We start from the raw sequence: 19533 nt of genomic DNA, 5'->3' as shown, positions 1-19533 counted from the left end.
TGAGGGCGCAGGCTTGCCGAAGCTTGCCGACACACGAGGAGATCACAAGATGGAGCTCGGCTTTCACATACCGATCTTCGACATCGACGGTGGGACCACCGCCATCGCCGGTGAATTGGCCAGGGTGGGCGCGGCGGCCGAAGCGTCGGGCGCGACCTGGTTGTCTTTCATGGATCACTATTTCCAGATCGAGCCGACCGGCCGTCCCGCGGAAGCGAACATGCTGGAGGGCTACACCACGCTCGGTTTCCTTGCCGCGCACACCTCGACGATCGACCTCGCCCTGCTCGTCACGGGCGTGACGTACCGGCATCCCGGTCTGCTCGCGAAGATCGTCACCACGCTCGATGTGCTGTCGGGCGGGCGGGCCGTGCTCGGGATCGGGGCCGCCTGGTTCGAGCGCGAGCACCGCGGGCTCGGCGTGGCGTTCCCCTCGGTCGCCGAACGGTTCGAGCGACTCGAGGAGGCTCTGCGCATCTGCGGACAGATGTGGGATCCGGCGAACAACGGACCGTTCGAGGGCAAGCACTACCAGCTGGCCGAGACACTGTGTTCGCCGCAGCCGATCAACCGTCCCAAGGTGATGATCGGCGGCGGCGGGGAACGCAAGACGCTGCGACTGGTCGCGCAGTACGCCGATGCGTGCAACCTGTTCGGCACGCCCCAGGATGTCGAACACAAGCTCGACGTCTTGCGCAGGCACTGCGACGAGGTCGGTCGCGACTACGACGAGATCCGCAAGACGATCATGGCGAACAGTCCGCGGCCGACCCTCGACACCCGCGACGAATTCGTCCGGGCGATGGCCGATTACGCCAAGCTCGGCGTGCAGGCCGTCATGGTCATCCCGACGACCGGATCGCCTGCCGCGTGGATCGACGATTTCGCGCCGGCCGTTTCGCAACTGGCCGACCTCGGCTAGGACGTACCTTCGCCTTCGTTCCGGCCACGCGCGTTCCGGGGCCGCCTCGATCAGTGGTTCGTCGCGCCTCCCGGCGCATCGTCCTCGATGCGCCGGGAGCCGTGCTCACCGTTCGATCACGCCGACGGCGCGGGGCTGAAGACGCCGAAATGGTTGCCGGAGGTGTCCAGCAGATCGGCCGACACCAGACCGTCCGAGGTGGTGGCGGGCGGGGTCAGCACCTTGGCGCCCAGTGCCTCGGCGGCGGCCACGGTGGCCGCGACGTCCTCGACCATGACCAGGAAAGTAGCGTGATTGGCCGCGCTGTCCGGGGTGTGCGCGACGCCGCCGCTCGGCGCGTCGTTGCCGGGGTAGTGGATCAGTTCGTAGCCCTCGTCGTCGCTCCCGTAGGGGGCGAAGGACCAGCCGAACAGCTCGCCGTAGAACTTCTTGATCTGCTCGGGCTTGTCGCTGCCGACCTGGAACCAGGTCACCGTGTTGTACGGGGGAGTGCTCATCTATCGTCTCCGAATCTCGGGTCGTTGCCTTGCCCGATCACGATCTCCCGCCGCAGCGACAACCCCCTGTCGGTGTTTTCGAAACGGTTTCAGAGCGCGACGACCCGAAGCCCGTCGTCCGGAATGTCCCAGGCCGAGCCGTCGAACGGCCGGTGCGGTGCGGGCAGTTCGGTCGCCGCCGCCGACGCGATCCGGTCCAGCCGGAAACAGCGCGGACGGTCGCGCATCCGGCACCAGGCCGCCAGATACCAGCCATTGATCCCGCTCACCAATGCGAACGGCTCGACGTCGCGTTCGGTGCGCGCGCCGAACCGGTCGAGATAGCCGATCCGCACCACCCTGCCGACCTCGATGGCCCGTTCGATCACCGCCGGAATCCGGTGATCCTGTTCCGCGTCAACGGAATCCAGCAATCGGATGCGGGCGGCGAGATCTCGGGCGGCGACCGCGTTGCGTTCCGGCAGCACCGCGACGATCTTGCGCAATGCGCTGTGACCCGCCCGCTCGAACGGGCCACCGCGATGGCGGGCCAGCGCGACCGCGAGCGCGACGGTCTCCGCGGGCGTGAAATTCAACGGCGGCAGGGACATGCTCTTGTCCAGTGCGTACCCGCCGCGCCTGCCGACATCGGCGTAGATGGGGATACCGGCCTGCTGTAGCGCGCAGATGTCGCGTTCGATCGTCCGTACGCTCACCTCGTATCGCTCGGCCAGCTCGCGCGCGCTGCGCAGACGCGGCGAGATCGCCCGCAGTTCCTCGACTATCGCGTACAACCGATCCGTGCGGTTCACGCCGTCACCGTAGCGCCGCCCACCGACACATTCCGGCCGCAGGCCGAGCGCGCCTCGTCAGGCCCACCGCGCCGATGCGGGATCGATGCCGTTGGCGCGCGCATTGGCGTCGATGACGTCGCGCAGCCAGGCGCTCAGGCCGGTCGCCATGCGGTCGTAGTGGGCGGCGAACCCCGGATCGGTGGCGAACGTGCGCCCCAGGCAGACGTGCATCGCGTGGGTGCAGTCGAAGTACGCGCCGATCGAGGCCCGATGCCGCTCCGCCAGCGCGTTGGCCCAGTCGCTTCCTGGAACCACCCCGGCGCGGTGTGCCGCGGCGAGCTCCGCGTCGAGGGCCGCGACGTTGTCGGCGATCTGCTGCCACTGCGCGGCGGTGCGGCCCGCCGCGCGTTCGGCGTACTGCGCCCACTGCGTAGTGTCGCCCCACCGGTCGCGTGCCTGTCCGGGCCACGACGGCTGCCAGTGCGGGCCGAACAACGCCACCTGTTCCTCATCCGACAGCAGGATGCCGGACGTCCTGGCTTCGATCACCCGATCCAGCGCGTCGCCCATCCGGTGCAGCTGGGCGACGCGCTCACGCAGCTGGGCGCGCTGCCTGCGCAGCGAGGCCATCGCCTCGGCCGACGGCGCGTCCAGCAGCTCCGCGATGTCGGTCAGCGGCACACCGAGCTCGCGGTAGACGAGCACCCGGCGAATACGGGCCAGGTCCGCCGCGGAGTAGCGCCGGTAACCGGCGTCGGTGCGCTCGGACGGCTGGACCAGCCCGATGGAATCCCAGTGGTGCAGGGCACGGACCGTGACGCCCGCCAGCGCGGCGACGGCGCCGACCGTGAGCCCGTCGGCCGGGTCGGCGTCGTCGCGAGGTCGGTGCGTCACACCGGCCAGTCTGGCAGTCACGCGGTGTCAGCCCTCGTCGGCCACGGCCGGGTCACGCTTCCGGCGCTTCGATTCCGATGGACCGCAGCATGTCGGCCTCCGGGCTGTTCGGATCGTAGGGCCGGGCCGCCGTCATGATCACCCTGGTGTGCTCCAGGGTGCGGATCTCCAGCTCCACCGAGTTCCACGGCATCGATTGCGGTCCGGTCGTGCAGCCTGGCAGCAATTCCGCACAGGCGGACGCGATCTCGTCGAGCTGGCTCAGCACGCACGAGAAGCTCACGCTCAGTGCCGAATTCACCGGGGTGTCCTCGTTCGGGACGAGCAGGACGTCCTGGAACGCCCAGCGCCGCAGGTGGGTGACACGGCCGGGAACCGAGAACAGATCGAAGAACCCGAGTCCTCTGGTCCAGAAGTCGACCGACGCGGCCAGATCCGGCGTCGGCACGGTGACGAACATCGGCATTCCGTAGATGCCGCGGAAGAGCTCCGGTGGCGCGGCGTCCAGGGCGGGGATCGGGACGGGGCCGATATCGAAGGCGGGGAATGTGTCGGTCATGACGTCATCGTCGAGCCTTACGCAACGTCAGGGTCAAGTCGCCGCGGTGTCGTGCCTCGATGGGGGTCGCCATCGAGGCACGACGGATCGGCGTATCACTGCTCGGCGATCGTCACCGTTTCCAGGTCGAGGTCACGGAAGGGCGTGACGGTCACGTTCCGCAGGCGCTCCGACCAGCCGGTCTGCACGCCGGGGATCACCAGCGGAACGGCGGGCATGTCCTGCAGGACAAGGCGTTCGGCTTCCTGGTAGAGAGCCCACGAGTCCTGCTCGTTCGCGGTGGCGTCCGCGCGGGCGAGCAGCGCGTCGACCTGCTGGTTGCTGTAGCGGCCGGTGTTGGACGAGCCGCTGGTCCGGTACAGGGGATTCAGGAAGTTCTCGATCGAGGGATAGTCGGCGACCCAGCCGGTGCGGTAGATCGTCTGCATCTGGTGCGCATTGATCTGCCGCCGGAACTCGCCGAGCGTCGGCACCGGCCGGAACCGGCATTCGCGGCCGAGGGCGGCGGTGATCGACGAGCACACCGCGGTGAGCCACTTCTCGTTGGCCGAGTCGACATTGGACGCGATCTCGATCGGACCCTGGAATCCCGTGCTGTCGAACAACTCCCGCGCCTGCTGCGGCCGGTGCTGGCACAGTGTTCCGCACTGGCCGGTGGTCCCGCCGCGCACGGTGGGCGGCACGAGTCCGTCGGCCGGGGCGCGATCGCCGGTGAACACCGTGTCGATGACGTGCTGCCGGTCGATCGACATCGAAATCGCCTGGCGTACGCGCGGATCGGCGAAACGCGGGTCGTACAGCGGGAACGTCGTCGGTCTGGATGGATTCGGCGACGGCATTGCGGGGCGCCGCGGTGCGCGGGTCGTAGTCGACCAAGCCCTTGAACATCGTCCGAAGGATCTTCGATCCACCGGCGTCGGTGGTGTCGCCGGGAACCAGCGGGTTCTCCGGCTCGGTCGTGTTGAGTCTGAGGAGACCGGCGTCTCGGCCGGGGGAGTTCGTGTCCGCGCCGCAACCCACCGCGCCGAGAGCCGTGAGACAAGCGGTGAGAACGCTGAGCACTAGTCGGGATTTTCGCATCGGGTACTGCCTTTCCTGCGTGAAGCCGGGCGCGCGATCGATGCGTGTCGTCGATGACGCCCGTGTTCAGTGCAGCAGCGCCGTGCATTGACCGTAATACGCTGTGCGGCAGGACAATCAAATCCGGTCAATTGTTCAAGACTGCGTCGCGGTGAAGCCGATCCACATCGCGCACCACCAACATGACTGGGAGACGAGGGCGGTCACCGCGCCGCGCAGGACGAGCGCGACGCCGAGCCGCGGGCCCGCCGCGACCATGCGCCGTTCGAGCGCCATCGCCTGTATCCCGTTGACCAGAAGAATCGCGACCAGAGCCAGTTTCACCCTGGTCGCGAAGACCTCGAATTGGGGCTCGAGCAGCATCCCGCTGCCGACCAACCCCGCGAGGCCGACCCAGATCGGCAGATGCAACCGGCCGATGTCGCGCAGCATCTGCACCGTACTCACTCGCCCGGTCAGCCACAGCAGGGCCGAATAGTCGCCGACCAGCACCGCGCCGAGCCCGACGACCAGTGCCGCCAGGTGGACGAACAGCGCGAGGCGATGCAGTTCCGGACTCACCTGCACGCGGGTCGACACCCAGATCGCGACCGAAAGAAATCCGCCCGCCGACAGCGCCGCGAGCGCGAGCGCCACCGCGCCGCCGCTGCGAGTCGCCGCGGCCGCTTTCCCGACGTCGGTGGACATGACGCCCCGTCCTCTCTTCAGGCAGACCACATGTCAGCCAGTGGACCAGGCGTCGCGTTTGACCTCGCTCGTTCAGTCAACCGTCCGTCAATCAACCCAAGCCGTCGAGGAATTCGCGAACATCCTCGGCGTCGGGGACGTGCAGCGCCCGCCAACCCGCCAAGGCCCGTCGAGCATGGTGACGGGCGCGGCCGGTGTCGCCGAGATCGTGGTGGGTGCGTGCCAAGCCCTCTTCCGCTCTGCGCCTGCTCGGGTCGGTTGCCGTGGTCCTCGGCCAGCCGCAGCGCGGCGGTGTGGTCGGCCAGTGTGCGGCGCGGATCGCCTGCCGCCCTGGCGGTTTCGCCGAGGCCGTTGATCGCGGCCGCGCGATCGTGGTGGTCGCCGAGCTCGGCGTACAGTTCCGCGGCCCGGAGGTGGTGGTCGAAGGCAGGGCCGGTTCGGCCGTCGCGGCGGTGCAGCAGGCCGATGTGGTTGAGCACCAGGGCTTCCCCGCGCCGGTTGCCCAGCTCGCGGTGCATGGCGAGGGCGCGGCTCAGGTGGTCGGCGGCCGGCTCGGGCTCGCCGCAGTGATCGAGGACGACGCCGAGGTTGCCGAGCACATGTGCCTCGCCGACCCGGTTGCCCGCCGCGTGGGTGAGTTCGAGCGCGCGGCCGAAAAGTTCTCTGGCCGCGGCGAAGTCGCGGCGACGGGAGGAGACGTTGCCCAGGGTGTTGTAGGCGCGGGCCTCCTCGTAGGCGATGCCGGTCGACCGGCACAGCTCAGCGGCCTGCCGGGCCCGACCGCGGCGTTGTTCGACGCGGCTCAGCAGCTGTGCGGCCTCACGCCCAATCTGATCAAGACGATCGGCAACAGCCCGGCCGCGCTGCGCGGTTACGTCGAACTGGCGAAAGCGTTGCGCGACAGCGCTGTCACCGAGAGCACGAGGGCCAGGATCGCGGTGCTCGTCGCCCAGATCGTCGAGGTGGTCGCGCAGGTCGCGCTGGGCGTCTTCGGGCGATTACGTGGCGCTGGTCGGGCGGGTCGCCAACGACTGGCCGCTCGTCCGCCACGACATCCGGACGGACGAGGCCTGAACCGCGGCTTTCCCGCCCTGTCACAGTTTTCCGCCCGGCGTCGTCAGAGAGGTACCGGGCGGCCACCCATCGAAAGCAGATCCGAAAGGAACACCGACCATGAACACACACGTCGCGACCCCGACCGCGCTGCCCGGCGCGACCCCGGCACACCACGTGCGGAGCCTGATCGACTCCGTGGCGGGCCGCACCGCGGCATCGCGAACCAAGTTCGCCGTCTTCGCCGCGACCACCGGCCTGGTGCTGACCGAGTCGGTCGTGGGCGCGTACTGGGATCTGGCCCGCATCCCGTACGTCGAGGAGACCTTCGCCGGGCTGCGCTACCCCATGTACTTCGCGACGATCCTTGGCGCGGCCAAGGTGGCCGCGGTCGCCGCCGTCGTGACGCCGGGATTCCCGCGACTGAAGGAATGGGCCTACGCCGGACTGTTCTTCGTCTACGCCGGTGCGGCCGCCTCGCATCTCGCGGTCGGCGATCCGACCGCCAAAGTGGTGTCCCCGCTGGTCTTCGCGGGACTCACGCTGGTCTCGTGGGCATTGCGCGCCCCGGCCCAGCGCGACCCGAAGCCGTTGCCCCTCGCGTTGAAGTTCCGCCGCGCGTAATTCCGGTGGGCGCGGGCAAAGGCGACCGCGCCCCCACCTCTTTGTATACGACTGAAAGTTAGGAAAAGACCATGTCTTTCGAAGTTCTCCGAGACGCGGTGCGTGGCCGGGTGCTGCTGCCCGGTGACGAGGGATTCGACGCAGCCGCCCGGCCGTGGAATGTGACGGTCACCCAGCCGGTGGCCGCGGTGGTGGAGGCCGCCGACGCCGCCGACGTGGCCGCCGTCGTCACCCATGCGGCGCGAGCGGCCCTCCCGGTGGTGGCGCAGCCGACCGGACACGGTGCGGCAGGCGGGATTCCGGAGGCGATCCTGCTGCGCACCGGGCGGCTCGACGGCATCGAGATCGACGCAGGACAGCGGATCGCGAAGGTCGGCGCGGGCGCGCAATGGGGTGCGGTGCAGGCCGCGGCCGGTACGCACGGGCTCACCGGACTCGCGGGCAGCAACCCAGTGGTCGGGGTGACCGGCTACACGCTCGGCGGCGGTCTGAGCTGGTTCGGGCGCAAGCACGGCTGGGCGTCGGATGCGGTGCGCGCCTTCGACATCGTCGACGCGACCGGCGCCGTGGCACGGGTGACGGCCGAGGACGATCCGGAGCTGTTCTGGGCGCTGCGCGGCGGCGGCGGTGATTTCGCCGTGGTGACCGGCATGGAGTTCGACCTGTTCCCGGCGCCCGGACTCTACGGCGGCCGGGTGATGTGGCCGGCCGCCCGCACCGCCGAGGTGTTCGAGCTGTTCCAGCGGCTGACCTCGGACGCGCCCGCCGAATTGACACTGTGGTTCCACCGTTTCCAGTTCCCGGACGCGCCGCCGATGGTCGCGCTGGATGCCGCCTACCTCGGCGATCCGGAGGCGGGCCGGGAATTGCTCGCCGCGCTGGACACGATCGTCGGCGCCATCACGGACACGCGGGGTGCGCTGGCGATGGCCGATCTCGGCGCCATCACCGCCGAACCCACCGACCCGAGTCCCTCGCTGTCCCGCGGCGAACTGCTGACCGCCCTCGACGACGCGGTCGTCAAGACCGTGCTGGAAGGCCCGGTCGCCCCGCTGGTCGACATCCAGATCCGCCACCTCGGCGGCGCTTTGGCCGCAACCCGTCCCGGCGGCGGCGCGCGCGGTCCCGTCGCCGAGCCTTACCTGCTGTATCTGCTCGGCCTCGGCCTCCCGCACCTGGCCGACGCGGTCAAGGGCCGCCGCGGCGAGATCGTCGACGCGCTCGGCGGCAGCATCAGCGGCCGCAAGCCCTACACCTTCCTCACGCCGGAGGAGACCGCGGCGAGCGCGTTCGACGCGGGCACGCTGGCGCGGCTCGGGGAGATCAAGCGGGCGCGAGATCCGCAGGGAGTGATCCGGTCGAACTACCCGGTGCTGGGATAGGAATCGGCCGCACCGCCGAGCCGGGCGCAGACAGGCCGCGGACCCTCGGGTCCCGCGCCCTGCGTTCGCCCGGCCGTTCGGTCTTAAGGTGAATCGCATGCTCAACCCGACCTTCGGCGACGTCCAAGACGCCGCGGATCGCGTCACCGGGGCCGTCCGGCCGCTCACTGTCATCGCCGCCGACCGGGACCTGGTGCCGGGAGCGCAGGCCTACCTCGCCCTCGAATTTCTCCAGCACACCGGCTCGTTCAAGGCGCGCGCCGCGGTCAATCTGGTTGCCGCGCTCGTGCATTCGCGTGCCGTGCCCTCGGCAGGCATAGTGGCCGCGACCGGCCGCAACGCTGATCTCGGGTTCGCCTGGGCCGCACAGCAATTCGGCGTTCCAGCCACCGTGTTCCTGGCGGCTGACGCGCCGGAGGCGAAGGTGGCCCGGCTGCGCGGCTACGGCGCGGAGGTCCGTGTCGGCGGAGCAGGCCAGGCCGACGCGCAGCGGGCGGCGCGCACCTTCATGGCGCGGACCGGCGCGATCGACGCCTACACCCACGACGACCTGCTCACCTCCGCGGGCGCAGGCACGATCCTGCTCGAACTCGCCGCCGCCGTCCCCGATCTGGACACCGTGGTGGTCGCGGTGGGCGTGGGCGGCATGTTCTCCGGCATCACCGCCGCCGCCGACCGCCTCGGCATCCGCGTCGTCGGAGCCGAACCCGACGGCAGCAGGGCGCTGCACGCCGCGCTCGCCGCGGGCGCGGTGCTCGAGGTCGACATCGATTCCGTCGCAGCCGATTCCCTCGGCGCGCTCCGGATCTGCGGTGCGGCGTTGGCGTGGGCCCGAGCCGCCGACGTGCACTCCATAGTCGTCGACGACCCCGCCATCATCGCCACCCGCCGCCTGCTCTGGGACCGCCACCGCATCGCCGTCGAACACGGCGCGGCCACCGGCCTGGCGGCCGTGCGCGCGGGCGGCTACCGCCCGCACCCCGGCGAACGCATCGCCTTCGTCCTCTGCGGCGCCAACACCGACCCCGCCGACCTCATGTCGGCGATGTGATGGCCTCAGCCTGTGCGGGCCGGTGCGGCCACAGCACCACCAGCGCCAGTACCGCTGCGGCCGGCACGCCGAGTGGAGCAGGGCATCTTGCCGGGGTAGTCCCACGTCACAGAAAGGCATTGGGCAAGAATCCATTACGCTCTTCGTCGGTTCATGCCGAAGTCGACAGGATGGCTGGGCACCCCACCGGGAGGAATAGACGTGAGCATCGAGCAGGACCGGGGACTGGGAGTGGGAGCTGGGCAGCCGCGCTTCGATCGGAAGAGTGTGATGCGTGCTGCCGCTGCGTTCGCGGCGACACTCACCGTGCTGTTGTCCGGCTGCTCCAGCGGAAACTCCGATACGGCAACAGCTCCCACGACGACCACCCAGGTGCCCGCAGCGCCCGCTGCCGCGGCGACCCCCACCACCAGTGCGAAACCGGCCGATACCGCCGAATATCGTCAAGACGATGACGGATTCGGACGGGCAGGCTATTTCTTCACCTCGCCCAGCGGCGCGTTCTCCTGCGCCATCTTCGACGCATCGGTGAGCGCCTACGGCGTGCCCGTCGGAGCGGCCTGTCAGGGCCGTGCCGCCACGCCCGCCGGAGCGCAGGACTGCGCGCAACCCGAAGGGCTGCAAGCTCCCGTCCCGGGGTTGGGAGTGGGTCCGTCGGGGACGAACTTCTTCTGCATCGCGGGTTCACCGCTGTTCACGACCACCAGCACGGTGCTGCCCTACGGCTCGTCGCTGACCGCCAACGGCTACACCTGCCATTCCGCCCAGAATGGCGTGAGCTGCTCCGAGAACCTGAACGGCAAGGGATTCCGAGTCTCACGCGAATCGAGCGCTCTCACCCTCGACGGCGCACAGCGGCAGAGCGCGTCGGTCACGGTGCCCGATGTGCGCGGTGAGCGGCCCGCCGCGGCGGAGAATCTGCTGACGAATGCCGGTCTGACGGCGAAGGTCATGGGCGGCACCGGCCGTGGACCGCGCGGCGGCCAGTGCGTTGTCGCCGAACAGGAGCCCGCGGCGGGCACGAAGGTCGCGACCGGGGCACTGATCATGCTGACGACCCGTGAGATCGGCTACGAGTACGGGATCTGCTGAATTCTTCGTCGGCGTGTCACTGCGACAGCTCCGGCGAGCGCGGCGGTCGTCTCGAACACCGGGAAGCGTTGCGGGCCAACCGGAACGCAGCGGGTCAGGGGGGACCGCGAGCGGGCGTCAGCGATGCATCTGGGATGCGGCGGCCTCGGCGCTGAGGTCGGACAGCGAGAGCGGATGGGCCGGGGGACGATCGAGGATCGTCGTGCGGTGGACGCGCAGGTCCCCGTCGACGTGGAGGAGTTCGCCGGTCGGCACGAGCTGCCAGCCGGGATCGTCGTCCATCGGCTCGCTGGCTACCACCACGGTCGGGGTCTGCGCCGGATCTGTCGAATGGACTCGAACGGTTCCCTTGGTGCCCCGGTGCGCAAGGTGTTCGCCGGGTTCGCGTTCCAGCACGTAGAGGTCGTGCGTGGCGGGGTAGCGCAGCGCCCACAGTTCGGTGGCGGTGGTCAGCAGCAGGTTGATCGCGAAGATCGGCAGCTGGTCGGCGACCCAGCGCGCGGCGTCGGTGATTCCGGCGGTGATGTCTCCGCTGTGCGCGTCGATATGTTCGGTGATCAGCGCGAAGAAGCGTTCCGAATCGGTGTCGCCTTTCACCAGCTCGCGATACCGGCCCAGTTCCTCGTCGAGCCGGGAAAGCTCCTCGATGACGCCGTTGTGCGCGAAGATCCGCCCCTGCTCGGTGAACGGGTGGGTGTTGTTCGGAGTGAGCGCGCCGGTGGACGCGTGCCGGACATGAGCCAAGAAGGTCGCCGACTCGCGGTGCTTGGCCTCCACCGCGAACTGGCGGTCCTCGTACGCGGCCAGCGGCTGTTTCTCGATCCGCGGTCGCCCCGCGATGTCGAAGGTGCCGAGCCCGGTGCCGTCCGGATTCGTCTCGCTCTGGTGATCGAGGCTGTCCGACGCGTCGAGCAGCCAGAACGTCGCCATGACCCGCCGTGGTGCTGCTGTCATCCCGAAAAGTCGACACATGCTGGCCTCATCCCTGCGCCGGTCGCATCGAATGATCGTGCCCGTGACGAGTCGAGCCTAGCGCGCGGACGCGAGCTGGAATTCGAGAAGGCAGCGTTGGCCGGTCAGATCGGTCACTGTTCCTCGGCCGCTATATCGAGTGACTGCCGCAGGAACGACGAACGCCGGGCAGAGCCGATGCTCCGCCCGGCGTCCCAGGACCGAAGGGCCTAGCGCTGGGCCAGTCCGACCAGACGCTGGCGCAACCAGGTCAGCGGAGTGGCGCCTCCGGGGGCGATCCGGTAGGACGGATAGCTCTGGTGGGCGCCGGAGGCGAGGAAGTCGTCGATCTGTCGCTTGCGTTCCTCGTAGGCCGAGTTGTTGAGCTGGTCGTGCAGGAGTCCGAAGCCGCCCGCGGCGAGGGCGTCATCGATGAGCTGGCCTGCCTGCTGCTGGTAGTTGCCGAACAGGGCGGGGTCCGGATTGGAGACCTGGGCGAAGAATCCGGCGATCCGGGCGGCGAAGTCACCGTCCGGCGTCGCGCAGTACAGGTCGCCGGGGGCGCAGAAGGTGTAGGTATGCGGGGTGAGCCAGCCGAACCCGCCCAGGCGCGGCCCGCCCGCTCCCGCGCCCGGCACCGGGGGGCCGATGAGGGTGTCGGTGGGGGAGCGCCGGGGATCGGCGATCAGCCCGACGAGATCGACCCGGTCGGGCGTCACCACGCCGAGTCCGGTACCGATCTCGGCGGCGAGATCGCCGGCGGCGTCCGCGCCTTGGCTGTAGCCGAGCAGTGCGAATCGCGTCGTCGCGCAGCGCTGGGCCGTGTCCGCGATGAGCGCGCGGGCGCCGTCGACGGCTTCGCGCTTGGACCGGCCGTACACCTCGCCTTCCCAGGGGAAAGCGGTCGCGGTGTAGGCGACGTAGTCGGTCCAGGCATCGCCGGGCAGATCGTCGGCGACGGCGGCCAACATCCCCTTGCCCGGTTCGGATTTCGAGGTCTCCCAGGTGCCCGGAATCGCTACGACGTAAACGTCCGGGCAGTTCGGTGGCTCCGCCTGTGCGGTGGTGGCGGCGCCGTAGGACAGAACGGCGGCGACTGTCGCCGCCGCGCAGGCTGCAGTGTTCGTCCATCGTGGAAACATGGCGTACTCCGTGTGTTCGCTGCGGGCGAGGACGATGGCGCTCGGTGCGAGCGCCGGGTGTCGTTGTCTTTCAGGTAGGCACGAGTTCGTCGGAAAACGTCCGGGGCGGACAGACATATTGTGGCGGAAAATTTCGGTTGTGCACGGCGATGCTTCACGATTGCCGGACCGTGTCGATGCGAACGCCCGTGGCTCGGCGGCAGGCCCCACCACGCGACACGCCGTGCGAGCTCGCCCTCCGTCCCGTGGTGGCGCACGGCTGAGGCCGAGCGAGGGCGGCCGGGTTTGGGGCAGACTGGGCGCGGGAATCGATCACTGCGGTGAGCGATTTCCGGACCGACCCGAAGCATGACCGTGAACAGGAGCGCAGGCGATGACCGACGGCGTCCGCACGATCGAGCGTGCGAGGCCGGTCGAGCCTGTGTCGCAGCGGAGTTTCCCGCTGCGGGGGCGTTCGGTGCCGATCGCCGCCGGTCCTCGCGCCGTGATCTTGGTGGCCTGTTGCCTAGTCGTGGCCCAGCTGGCGCTGCGGGGGTGGATCGCGGGTCGCGGCTACTTCTATTGGGACGATCTCGTCCTGGTCGGGCGCGCGGGCCGTTACGAGCTGCTGTCCGCGGATCTGCTGCTCTACGACCACGACGGTCATTTCATGCCGCTGGCGTTCGTGACGGCGTGGGTCGTGACCAGAGCGGCGCCCCTGGCGTGGGCGGGTCCGGTGATCACGCTGATCGTCCTGCAACTCGCGGCCTCGCTCGCGGTGTTGCGGATGCTGATCGCCGTGGCGGGCCCGCGTCGCGCGATCCTGGCGCCGTTCGTGCTCTATCTGGCATGTCCGCTGACGCTGCCCGCGTTCGCGTGGTGGTCGGCGGCGCTGAACGCGGTGCCGTTGCAGTTCGCCCTCGCCTGGGTGGCAGGCGACGCGGTGCTGCTGGTGCGGACCGGGCGTCGCCGGTACGCGGTGTCCGGGATCGTCGTCCTGGTCGTGGCGCTGCTGTTCTTCGAGAAGTCCGTGGTGGTTCCGTTCGTGGCGTTCGCCGCCGCGGCCTTGACGCATCACGTGGACGGTCACCGCGGTGTCGTCGGCGCGGTCGCCAGGCGCGGCGCCCCGCTGTGGATCGGTTCCGGTGTGGTGCTGGCGGCCTGGCTCGGCGTCTACCTCAGCGTCGTGGACGTCGGGGCCCACGGCGGCGGGCACGATGTGGGGGAGCTTTTGCGCAGCGCCACATCGCTGGGTGTCGTGCCCGCGTTGTCGGGCGGGCCGTGGGTGTGGGAACGGTGGCTGCCCGCCACTCCCTGGGCGGCGCCGCCGGGCTGGGCGGTCGCCGCGGCGTGGGTCGTCCTCGGCGCGCTGGCGGTGATCGCGCTGTCGGCGCGTCGGCGGGTGGCGGCGGTCCTGGTGACGGTCGCGGTCTACGTGGTGGTGGCGCAGTTGCCGCTGGCGCTGATCCGCAGCGGTCCGCACACCGCCACCGAGATCATGCAATCCCTGCGGTATCTGGCCGACGTCGCGGTGGTGATGGCCCTGGCCGGGGCGCTGGTGCTCCGTGCGCGTCCTCGCGAATCGAACCCGCGTTGTTCGTCGGCGTGGGCGGGACGGCGGCGGGTGGCCGCGCCCGCGCTGGTGGGGCTCACGGTGGTGTTCGTGGTGAGCAGCCTGTGGTCCTCGGCGACGTTCGCGCGGTCGTGGGCCGTGAGCCCGACCCGGACCTACCTCACCAATGTCACCGCCGCGCTCGGCGCGCAGGACACACCGATGCTGGAGCAGGAGGTGCCATGGGAAGTCCTGGCCCCCTACGCCTATCCGCGGAATCTCGCCGATCGGGTGCTCGCGCCCGTCGCGCGGCCCGGCGCGTTCGCCGACTCGACTCCCCGGCTGCGCATGATCACCGATACGGGCGAGATCGTGGACGCGGTCGTCTGGTGGAACCGGCACATCCGTCCCGGTCCCGACCCCGCCTGCGACTACCGCATCGCGGGCTCGACGCCGGCCGAACTCCCGCTGGACGGCCCCATGCTCGACAACAACTGGACCGCGCAGCTGAACTATCTCGCCGATCGAGACGGCCGCATCACGGTCGGCCTCGAGCACGGCCGACCGGTCGTCGTCCCGGTCGAAGCCGGGGTGCACACCGTGTACGTGCGCGTCGTCGGCGGCGGATCGAGCCTCCGAATAGGTTCCTACACAACGGGTCTCGCACTGTGCGTCGGCGTGGGCCCGGTCGGTGTGGCGTCGTACGACTACTGAAATCGATGACGGCTGTCGATTGCGGCCGCCGCGTTCTCACGGGATCGACGGCGGTTCGGCGTGGTCGCCGCCGGAATCGGGAGAGAACGGGAATGATGGGGAATCGTGCCCGAGAATCCGAAGGTCTCCGATCTCAAGCCGCGTAGTCGTGACGTCACCGACGGCTTGGAGAGGTCCGCCGCGCGCGGGATGCTGCGAGCGGTCGGCATGGGTGATGCGGACTGGGAGAAGCCCCAGGTGGGGGTGGCGTCCTCGTGGAACGAGATCACCCCGTGCAATCTGTCGCTGGAACGGCTCGCCAGGGGGTGCAAGGACGGCGTGTTCGCCGGTGGCGGCTTTCCGATGCAGTTCGGCACCATCTCGGTGTCCGACGGCATCTCCATGGGACACGAGGGGATGCATTTCTCCCTGGTGTCGCGGGAGGTGATCGCCGACAGTGTCGAGACCGTGATGCAGGCCGAGCGGCTCGACGGTTCGGTGCTGCTGGCCGGCTGCGACAAGTCGCTGCCCGGGATGCTGATGGCGGCGGCCCGGCTGAACCTGGCGAGCGTGTTCCTGTACGCGGGGTCGATCCTGCCGGGGATCGCGAAACTCTCCGACGGCAGCGAGCGCGAGGTGACGATCATCGACGCGTTCGAAGCGGTCGGCGCGTGTGCCCGCGGGCTGATGAGCCGCGAGGACGTGGACGCCATCGAGCGCGCGATCTGTCCCGGCGAGGGCGCCTGCGGCGGCATGTACACCGCCAACACCATGGCCAGCGCGGCCGAGGCACTCGGTATGTCGCTGCCGGGCAGCGCGGCCCCGCCCGCGACCGACCGCCGCCGTGACGGTTACGCCCGGCGCAGCGGCGAGGCGGTGGTGGAGTTGATCCGGCAGGGGATCACTCCCGCCGACATCCTCACCAAACCCGCGTTCGAGAACGCGATCGCGGTCGTCATGGCCTTCGGCGGCTCCACCAATGCCGTGCTGCACCTGCTGGCCATCGCGCACGAGGCGAACGTCGACCTGACGCTGGACGATTTCGCCCGCATCGGCCGCCGGGTGCCGCACTTGGCCGACGTCAAGCCTTTCGGCAGGCACGTGATGACCGACGTGGACCGGATCGGCGGCGTGCCGGTGATGATGAAGGCGCTGCTCGACGCCGGATTGCTGCACGGCGACTGCTTGACGGTGACGGGGCGGACGGTGGCGGAGAACCTGGCCGAGATCACGCCGCCGGATCCCGACGGCAAGGTGATCCGCGCGATGGCCGCGCCGATCCATCCCACCGGCGGCATCACCATCCTCAGGGGAACACTCGCGCCCGAGGGCGCCGTGGTCAAGTCGGCGGGCTTCGATTCCGATGTATTCACCGGCACAGCAAGGGTTTTCGACCGCGAACGGTCCGCGATGGACGCACTGGAGGACGGCACGATCACGGCGGGGGACGTGGTCGTCATCCGGTACGAGGGCCCCAAGGGCGGTCCGGGAATGCGCGAGATGCTGGCCATCACCGCCGCCATCAAGGGCGCGGGCCTCGGCAAGGACGTACTGCTGCTGACCGACGGACGGTTCTCGGGCGGCACCACGGGTCTGTGCGTCGGGCACGTCGCCCCGGAAGCCGTCGACGGCGGGCCCATCGCGTTCGTGCGCGACGGTGACCGCATCCGCCTCGACGTCGCCGCGGGCACCCTCGACGTCCAGGTCGACGACAGCGAACTCGCGCGCCGCCGCGACGGCTGGAAACCGTTGCCGCCCCGCTATACCCGCGGTGTGCTGGCGAAGTACACGAAGCTGGTCGGCTCGGCCTCGGGCGGCGCGGTCTGCGACTGACGGGTCAGCCCGCGGGGCCGCGGCTCACGCGGCCCGATAGCGGCCGCGGAAGACGGTGCGGTCCAGGGACCTGCGTCCCGGGTGGATCCGTTCCTCGGCGGCGTAGCCGATGGACATGAGCAGGGCGATGGCGAGGTCGGCGCGGTCCTCGATGCCGATCGTCTTCTTCACCCTGTCCTCGTCCCAGCCGTTCATCGGCGAGGTGGCCAGCCCGAGTTCGGTGGCGGCCAGCATGACGTACGTCGCGGCGATCATGGCGTCCTTCACCGCGTATTCGCGGTCGAGACCGCGTTCGGTCAGGCCCTGCTGGAACTCGGTGGCGGCGGCGGAGAATCCGGTGATGAACTCGTCGCTCCACGCCCCGTTGCGGCGCGCCTGTTCGTAGACATCGGATCTGTCCGCCCGCCACGCGTGCGGCTCGGCGACGAACACGAGCACGACCGGCGCTTCCTGCGGCTGCGGCTGACCGCCGGTGGCCCAGGTCAGGCCCTCCCGCCCCGCGGTATCGGCGACCACCACGATGGACCGGTCCTGCAGGTTCCAGCTCGACGGCGCTTGCATCGCCAAGTCGAGAAGGGTGTCGAGGTGGGCGGCGGGCACTGGATCGGGCAGGTAATGGCGGACGGTGCGGCGGGTGCGGATCGCGTCGGCGACCGAAAGCGTCTTGATCATGACACTAACTATTGAAGAGTGACTCTCCATTGGGAAGAGGGCACTAATTGGTGCGCTACTCTCCTGGGTGTGACGATCGTGGAATCATCGGGTCTGCCCGCCGATGTGTACTCCGCCAAGTGCCCCACCCGCCAGGTCCTCGACCACATCGCGGGCAAGTGGACGGTGCTGGTGATCGACGCCCTCCTCCAGCAGGGCGCCATGCGCTACACCGACCTGTCGCGCCGCATCGGCGGCGTCTCTCAGAAGATGCTGACCCAAACCTTGCGCAGCCTGGAGAGCGACGGATTCCTCACCCGCACAGTGCATCCCACGATTCCCCCGCGTGTCGAATACGAGCTCACCGACCTCGGCCGCAGCCTGGCCGAGCCGGTCACCGCCCTGCGCCAGTGGGCCGAGCGGAACATCAACGACATCGAACGGGCCCGCCGGATGGTCACGCGGCAGTCCGCAGCGCAGTGAGGCCAGGCGCGGCCACGCCGCATCGGCCCAACTCCGGCCGTGGGTGGCGCGCTAGCTGCTCAGGTGGTGTTGCCGCGCGAGGGACTCGATCAGTTCGAGTGGGGTGGGTAGCGGGATCACGCCTTCCTCGCCGGGCGCGCTGAGGCGTGAGGCGGCGACCCGCTCGTGGAGGTGTTCCATCCGCATGTCGAGCCGGTTCGCGGCGTCCGCGGCGTCGGTGAGTTCGGCGAGCAATTCCTCCGGAATGTCGCCGCCGTATTTGTAGTAGATCTTGTGTTCGAGACTGGCCCAGAAATCCATGGCGATGGTCCGGATCTGGAGTTCCGCGGGCACGTACTCGACGCGGTCGCTCATGAACACCGGCAGCTCGAGCAGAATGTGCAGGCTCTTGTAGCCGTTGGGCTTCGGGTTGGCGATGTAGTCGCGCACCTCGGTGACGGTGACGTCGGACTGGCTGGTGAGCATGTCCGCGATCCGATAGGTGTCTTGGATGAAGCTGCAGGTGATGCGCACACCGGCGATGTCGACGATGTTCTTCCTGATGTCGGGCAGCGTGACCGGTATGTCCTTGCGCTGCAGCTTGTGCAGAATGCTCTCCGGGGACTTCAGCCGCGACCGGACGTGCTCGATCGGGCTGTACTTGTGGATGTAGGTGAATTCGTCTTTCAAGATATTGATCTTGGTCATCAACTCGGATATGACGAATTGGTACGACATCATGAAGCGGGAGAATTCGGTGCGAAAATGAGCCAGGTCGTCGTCACGCACAATGTTCGGTGAATCCATCACATCCGCATCCCGCTGATTCGAAGCTGTCGTCTCTCTCCGACAGTCTGCCACCGAGGGCTGAGACGTAGCTGAGCGGCCACCGCGCCTCAGGCGGCGGAATCGTCCCGGGGTGCCGCGGCGAAGATCGGCAGCGGTCGCGCGCAGATCTCGCGGGCTTCGTCGGCGGGCAGGCCGAACATCCGGAGCAGGTCCTCGGTCACCTGGTCGGCGGCCTCGGCGTCGTCGCGTTCGGGGCGGTCGTGAAGCAGCTGGCCGAGGCACAGGGCGGCGCCGGTCACGATGGTCATGGCCAGTTCCGGGTCGCCGACGTGGAAGCGGCCCGCGCGGACCGCCGCCTCGATGTCGCGACGGGCTCGCGGTGCGAGCCCCCTGCTCGACCTCGCGAGATTGAGTCCGTCGTTGAGCAGGACCTTGCTGAGGGTGGGGTTGAGCCGGTGCAGGCGGCCGGTGAGCCGGAAGCTCTGCGCGAACACCTGGGCCGGGTCGTCCATGTCCTCGCACAGCACGTCGAGCAGTGCGCCGTGCTGGTCCAGCGCCTCCTCGATGGCAGCCTGGTACAGCTCCTCCCTGCTGTGGAAGTGGTTGTAGAACGACCCCATGCCGACGTCGGCCGCCTGCGTGATCTCGAGGATCGGCACGTTGAGCTTCCCCTCCGCCAGCAATGCCTGCGCCGCGCTCACGAGCGCCGCGCGGGTTCGCGCCTTGCGCCGCTCGAGGCGGTTGGGTTCCGAGCCGGTCTGCGCGGTCATCGCTGTTCCTCCCTGACGTCTTCGCACGCCATCGTAGCGGTCCGGTCAGTATTGACGAATTTGTCAGAACCTCTTGACTGACTACTCGTTCGTGAGT

General features: G+C 69.3%; 20 protein-coding genes. 8 read left to right on the top strand and 12 right to left on the bottom strand.

Going from position 1 to position 19533, the window contains the following annotated elements; translation table 11 throughout:
- Nucleotides 1–49 precede the first annotated feature (49 nt).
- A complete protein-coding gene (locus AC3ERS_RS21935) occupies nt 50–922 on the top strand; it encodes an LLM class F420-dependent oxidoreductase (protein WP_431969924.1) in 873 nt (290 codons plus the stop codon).
- A 116-nt stretch (nt 923–1038) separates the two neighbouring features.
- Here AC3ERS_RS21935 and AC3ERS_RS21930 read toward each other — a convergent pair whose 3' ends face one another.
- The 7 genes from AC3ERS_RS21930 to AC3ERS_RS21900 all read right to left on the bottom strand — a co-directional run bounded on the left by AC3ERS_RS21930 (nt 1039) and on the right by AC3ERS_RS21900 (nt 6152).
- On the bottom strand, nt 1039–1419 hold the full coding sequence (locus AC3ERS_RS21930) for a VOC family protein (RefSeq protein WP_431969923.1): 381 nt from the start codon (nt 1417–1419) through the stop codon (nt 1039–1041).
- 89 nt (nt 1420–1508) lie between these two features.
- Complete coding sequence (locus tag AC3ERS_RS21925) at nt 1509–2210, bottom strand: helix-turn-helix transcriptional regulator (RefSeq protein WP_431969922.1); 702 nt, start codon at nt 2208–2210, stop codon at nt 1509–1511.
- Nucleotides 2211–2267: 57 nt separating this feature from the next.
- Entirely contained in the window at nt 2268–3086 is an 819-nt protein-coding gene (locus AC3ERS_RS21920; protein WP_431969921.1) for a MerR family transcriptional regulator, read from the bottom strand.
- A 52-nt stretch (nt 3087–3138) separates the two neighbouring features.
- Entirely contained in the window at nt 3139–3645 is a 507-nt protein-coding gene (locus AC3ERS_RS21915; protein WP_431969920.1) for a VOC family protein, read from the bottom strand.
- A gap of 95 nt (nt 3646–3740) precedes the next feature.
- Entirely contained in the window at nt 3741–4484 is a 744-nt protein-coding gene (locus tag AC3ERS_RS21910) for a peptide ABC transporter substrate-binding protein (RefSeq protein ID WP_431969919.1), read from the bottom strand.
- A gap of 376 nt (nt 4485–4860) precedes the next feature.
- Nucleotides 4861–5412: a hypothetical protein gene (locus AC3ERS_RS21905; RefSeq protein ID WP_431969918.1), complete on the bottom strand. Its 552-nt coding sequence runs from the start codon at nt 5410–5412 to the stop codon at nt 4861–4863.
- A gap of 17 nt (nt 5413–5429) precedes the next feature.
- Nucleotides 5430–6152 (bottom strand): tetratricopeptide repeat protein, encoded by a 723-nt coding sequence (locus tag AC3ERS_RS21900; protein ID WP_431970018.1) that lies wholly within the window; start codon nt 6150–6152, stop codon nt 5430–5432.
- A 433-nt stretch (nt 6153–6585) separates the two neighbouring features.
- Here AC3ERS_RS21900 and AC3ERS_RS21895 point away from each other — a divergent pair, with 433 nt between their 5' ends.
- From AC3ERS_RS21895 to AC3ERS_RS21880, 4 genes are all read left to right on the top strand, one after another.
- Nucleotides 6586–7089 (top strand): DoxX family protein, encoded by a 504-nt coding sequence (locus AC3ERS_RS21895; RefSeq protein ID WP_431969917.1) that lies wholly within the window; start codon nt 6586–6588, stop codon nt 7087–7089.
- Between the two features lie 71 nt (nt 7090–7160).
- Nucleotides 7161–8471, top strand: a complete 1311-nt coding sequence (locus tag AC3ERS_RS21890) for an FAD-binding oxidoreductase (protein WP_431969916.1) — start codon at nt 7161–7163, stop codon at nt 8469–8471.
- Nucleotides 8472–8568: 97 nt separating this feature from the next.
- Nucleotides 8569–9522: a pyridoxal-phosphate dependent enzyme gene (locus AC3ERS_RS21885; RefSeq protein WP_431969915.1), complete on the top strand. Its 954-nt coding sequence runs from the start codon at nt 8569–8571 to the stop codon at nt 9520–9522.
- Nucleotides 9523–9723: 201 nt separating this feature from the next.
- Nucleotides 9724–10614 carry a PASTA domain-containing protein gene (locus AC3ERS_RS21880; RefSeq protein ID WP_431969914.1) on the top strand — a complete coding sequence of 297 codons (891 nt, stop codon included), beginning with the start codon at nt 9724–9726 and terminating at the stop codon, nt 10612–10614.
- Between the two features lie 117 nt (nt 10615–10731).
- On the opposite strand, the gene AC3ERS_RS21875 is transcribed toward AC3ERS_RS21880, so the two are convergent.
- Together AC3ERS_RS21875 and AC3ERS_RS21870 are read right to left on the bottom strand one after the other, a co-directional pair.
- Complete coding sequence (locus tag AC3ERS_RS21875; RefSeq protein WP_431969913.1) at nt 10732–11586, bottom strand: class II glutamine amidotransferase; 855 nt, start codon at nt 11584–11586, stop codon at nt 10732–10734.
- 209 nt (nt 11587–11795) lie between these two features.
- Nucleotides 11796–12707: a cutinase family protein gene (locus AC3ERS_RS21870; RefSeq protein WP_431969912.1), complete on the bottom strand. Its 912-nt coding sequence runs from the start codon at nt 12705–12707 to the stop codon at nt 11796–11798.
- 373 nt (nt 12708–13080) lie between these two features.
- Between AC3ERS_RS21870 and AC3ERS_RS21865 the strand changes: the two genes are divergently transcribed.
- Nucleotides 13081–14952, top strand: a complete 1872-nt coding sequence (locus tag AC3ERS_RS21865; RefSeq protein ID WP_431969911.1) for a hypothetical protein — start codon at nt 13081–13083, stop codon at nt 14950–14952.
- A gap of 105 nt (nt 14953–15057) precedes the next feature.
- Entirely contained in the window at nt 15058–16764 is a 1707-nt protein-coding gene (gene ilvD, locus AC3ERS_RS21860) for a dihydroxy-acid dehydratase (RefSeq protein WP_431969910.1), read from the top strand.
- 24 nt (nt 16765–16788) lie between these two features.
- Here ilvD and AC3ERS_RS21855 read toward each other — a convergent pair whose 3' ends face one another.
- Complete coding sequence (locus AC3ERS_RS21855; RefSeq protein ID WP_431969909.1) at nt 16789–17436, bottom strand: nitroreductase family protein; 648 nt, start codon at nt 17434–17436, stop codon at nt 16789–16791.
- Nucleotides 17437–17514: 78 nt separating this feature from the next.
- On the opposite strand from AC3ERS_RS21855, the gene AC3ERS_RS21850 reads away from it, so the two are divergent.
- On the top strand, nt 17515–17898 hold the full coding sequence (locus AC3ERS_RS21850; protein WP_431970017.1) for a winged helix-turn-helix transcriptional regulator: 384 nt from the start codon (nt 17515–17517) through the stop codon (nt 17896–17898).
- 51 nt (nt 17899–17949) lie between these two features.
- Here AC3ERS_RS21850 and AC3ERS_RS21845 read toward each other — a convergent pair whose 3' ends face one another.
- Together AC3ERS_RS21845 and AC3ERS_RS21840 are read right to left on the bottom strand one after the other, a co-directional pair.
- Nucleotides 17950–18684, bottom strand: coding sequence for a GTP pyrophosphokinase (locus tag AC3ERS_RS21845; RefSeq protein WP_431969908.1), 735 nt, complete (start codon nt 18682–18684; stop codon nt 17950–17952).
- An 89-nt stretch (nt 18685–18773) separates the two neighbouring features.
- A complete protein-coding gene (locus AC3ERS_RS21840; RefSeq protein ID WP_431969907.1) occupies nt 18774–19436 on the bottom strand; it encodes a TetR/AcrR family transcriptional regulator in 663 nt (220 codons plus the stop codon).
- Nucleotides 19437–19533 lie beyond the last annotated feature (97 nt).

The organism is Nocardia sp. bgisy134, assembly GCF_057708325.1.
The sequence above is the reverse complement of the archived record's forward strand: the minus strand, read 5'-3'. Positions and strand labels throughout refer to the sequence as shown.

Bases quoted from the DNA above. Each gene is read 5' to 3' on its own strand.
- AC3ERS_RS21935 (WP_431969924.1), top strand. From the start codon at position 50: ATGGAGCTCGGCTTTCACATACCGATCTTCGACATCGACGGTGGGACC.
- AC3ERS_RS21930 (WP_431969923.1), bottom strand. From the start codon at position 1,419: ATGAGCACTCCCCCGTACAACACGGTGACCTGGTTCCAGGTCGGCAGC.
- AC3ERS_RS21915 (WP_431969920.1), bottom strand. From the start codon at position 3,645: ATGACCGACACATTCCCCGCCTTCGATATCGGCCCCGTCCCGATCCCC.
- AC3ERS_RS21910 (WP_431969919.1), bottom strand. From the start codon at position 4,484: ATGCCGTCGCCGAATCCATCCAGACCGACGACGTTCCCGCTGTACGAC.
- AC3ERS_RS21905 (WP_431969918.1), bottom strand. From the start codon at position 5,412: ATGTCCACCGACGTCGGGAAAGCGGCCGCGGCGACTCGCAGCGGCGGC.
- AC3ERS_RS21895 (WP_431969917.1), top strand. From the start codon at position 6,586: ATGAACACACACGTCGCGACCCCGACCGCGCTGCCCGGCGCGACCCCG.
- AC3ERS_RS21890 (WP_431969916.1), top strand. From the start codon at position 7,161: ATGTCTTTCGAAGTTCTCCGAGACGCGGTGCGTGGCCGGGTGCTGCTG.
- AC3ERS_RS21885 (WP_431969915.1), top strand. From the start codon at position 8,569: ATGCTCAACCCGACCTTCGGCGACGTCCAAGACGCCGCGGATCGCGTC.
- AC3ERS_RS21875 (WP_431969913.1), bottom strand. From the start codon at position 11,586: ATGTGTCGACTTTTCGGGATGACAGCAGCACCACGGCGGGTCATGGCG.
- AC3ERS_RS21870 (WP_431969912.1), bottom strand. From the start codon at position 12,707: ATGTTTCCACGATGGACGAACACTGCAGCCTGCGCGGCGGCGACAGTC.
- AC3ERS_RS21865 (WP_431969911.1), top strand. From the start codon at position 13,081: ATGACCGACGGCGTCCGCACGATCGAGCGTGCGAGGCCGGTCGAGCCT.
- AC3ERS_RS21855 (WP_431969909.1), bottom strand. From the start codon at position 17,436: ATGATCAAGACGCTTTCGGTCGCCGACGCGATCCGCACCCGCCGCACC.
- AC3ERS_RS21845 (WP_431969908.1), bottom strand. From the start codon at position 18,684: ATGGATTCACCGAACATTGTGCGTGACGACGACCTGGCTCATTTTCGC.
- AC3ERS_RS21840 (WP_431969907.1), bottom strand. From the start codon at position 19,436: ATGACCGCGCAGACCGGCTCGGAACCCAACCGCCTCGAGCGGCGCAAG.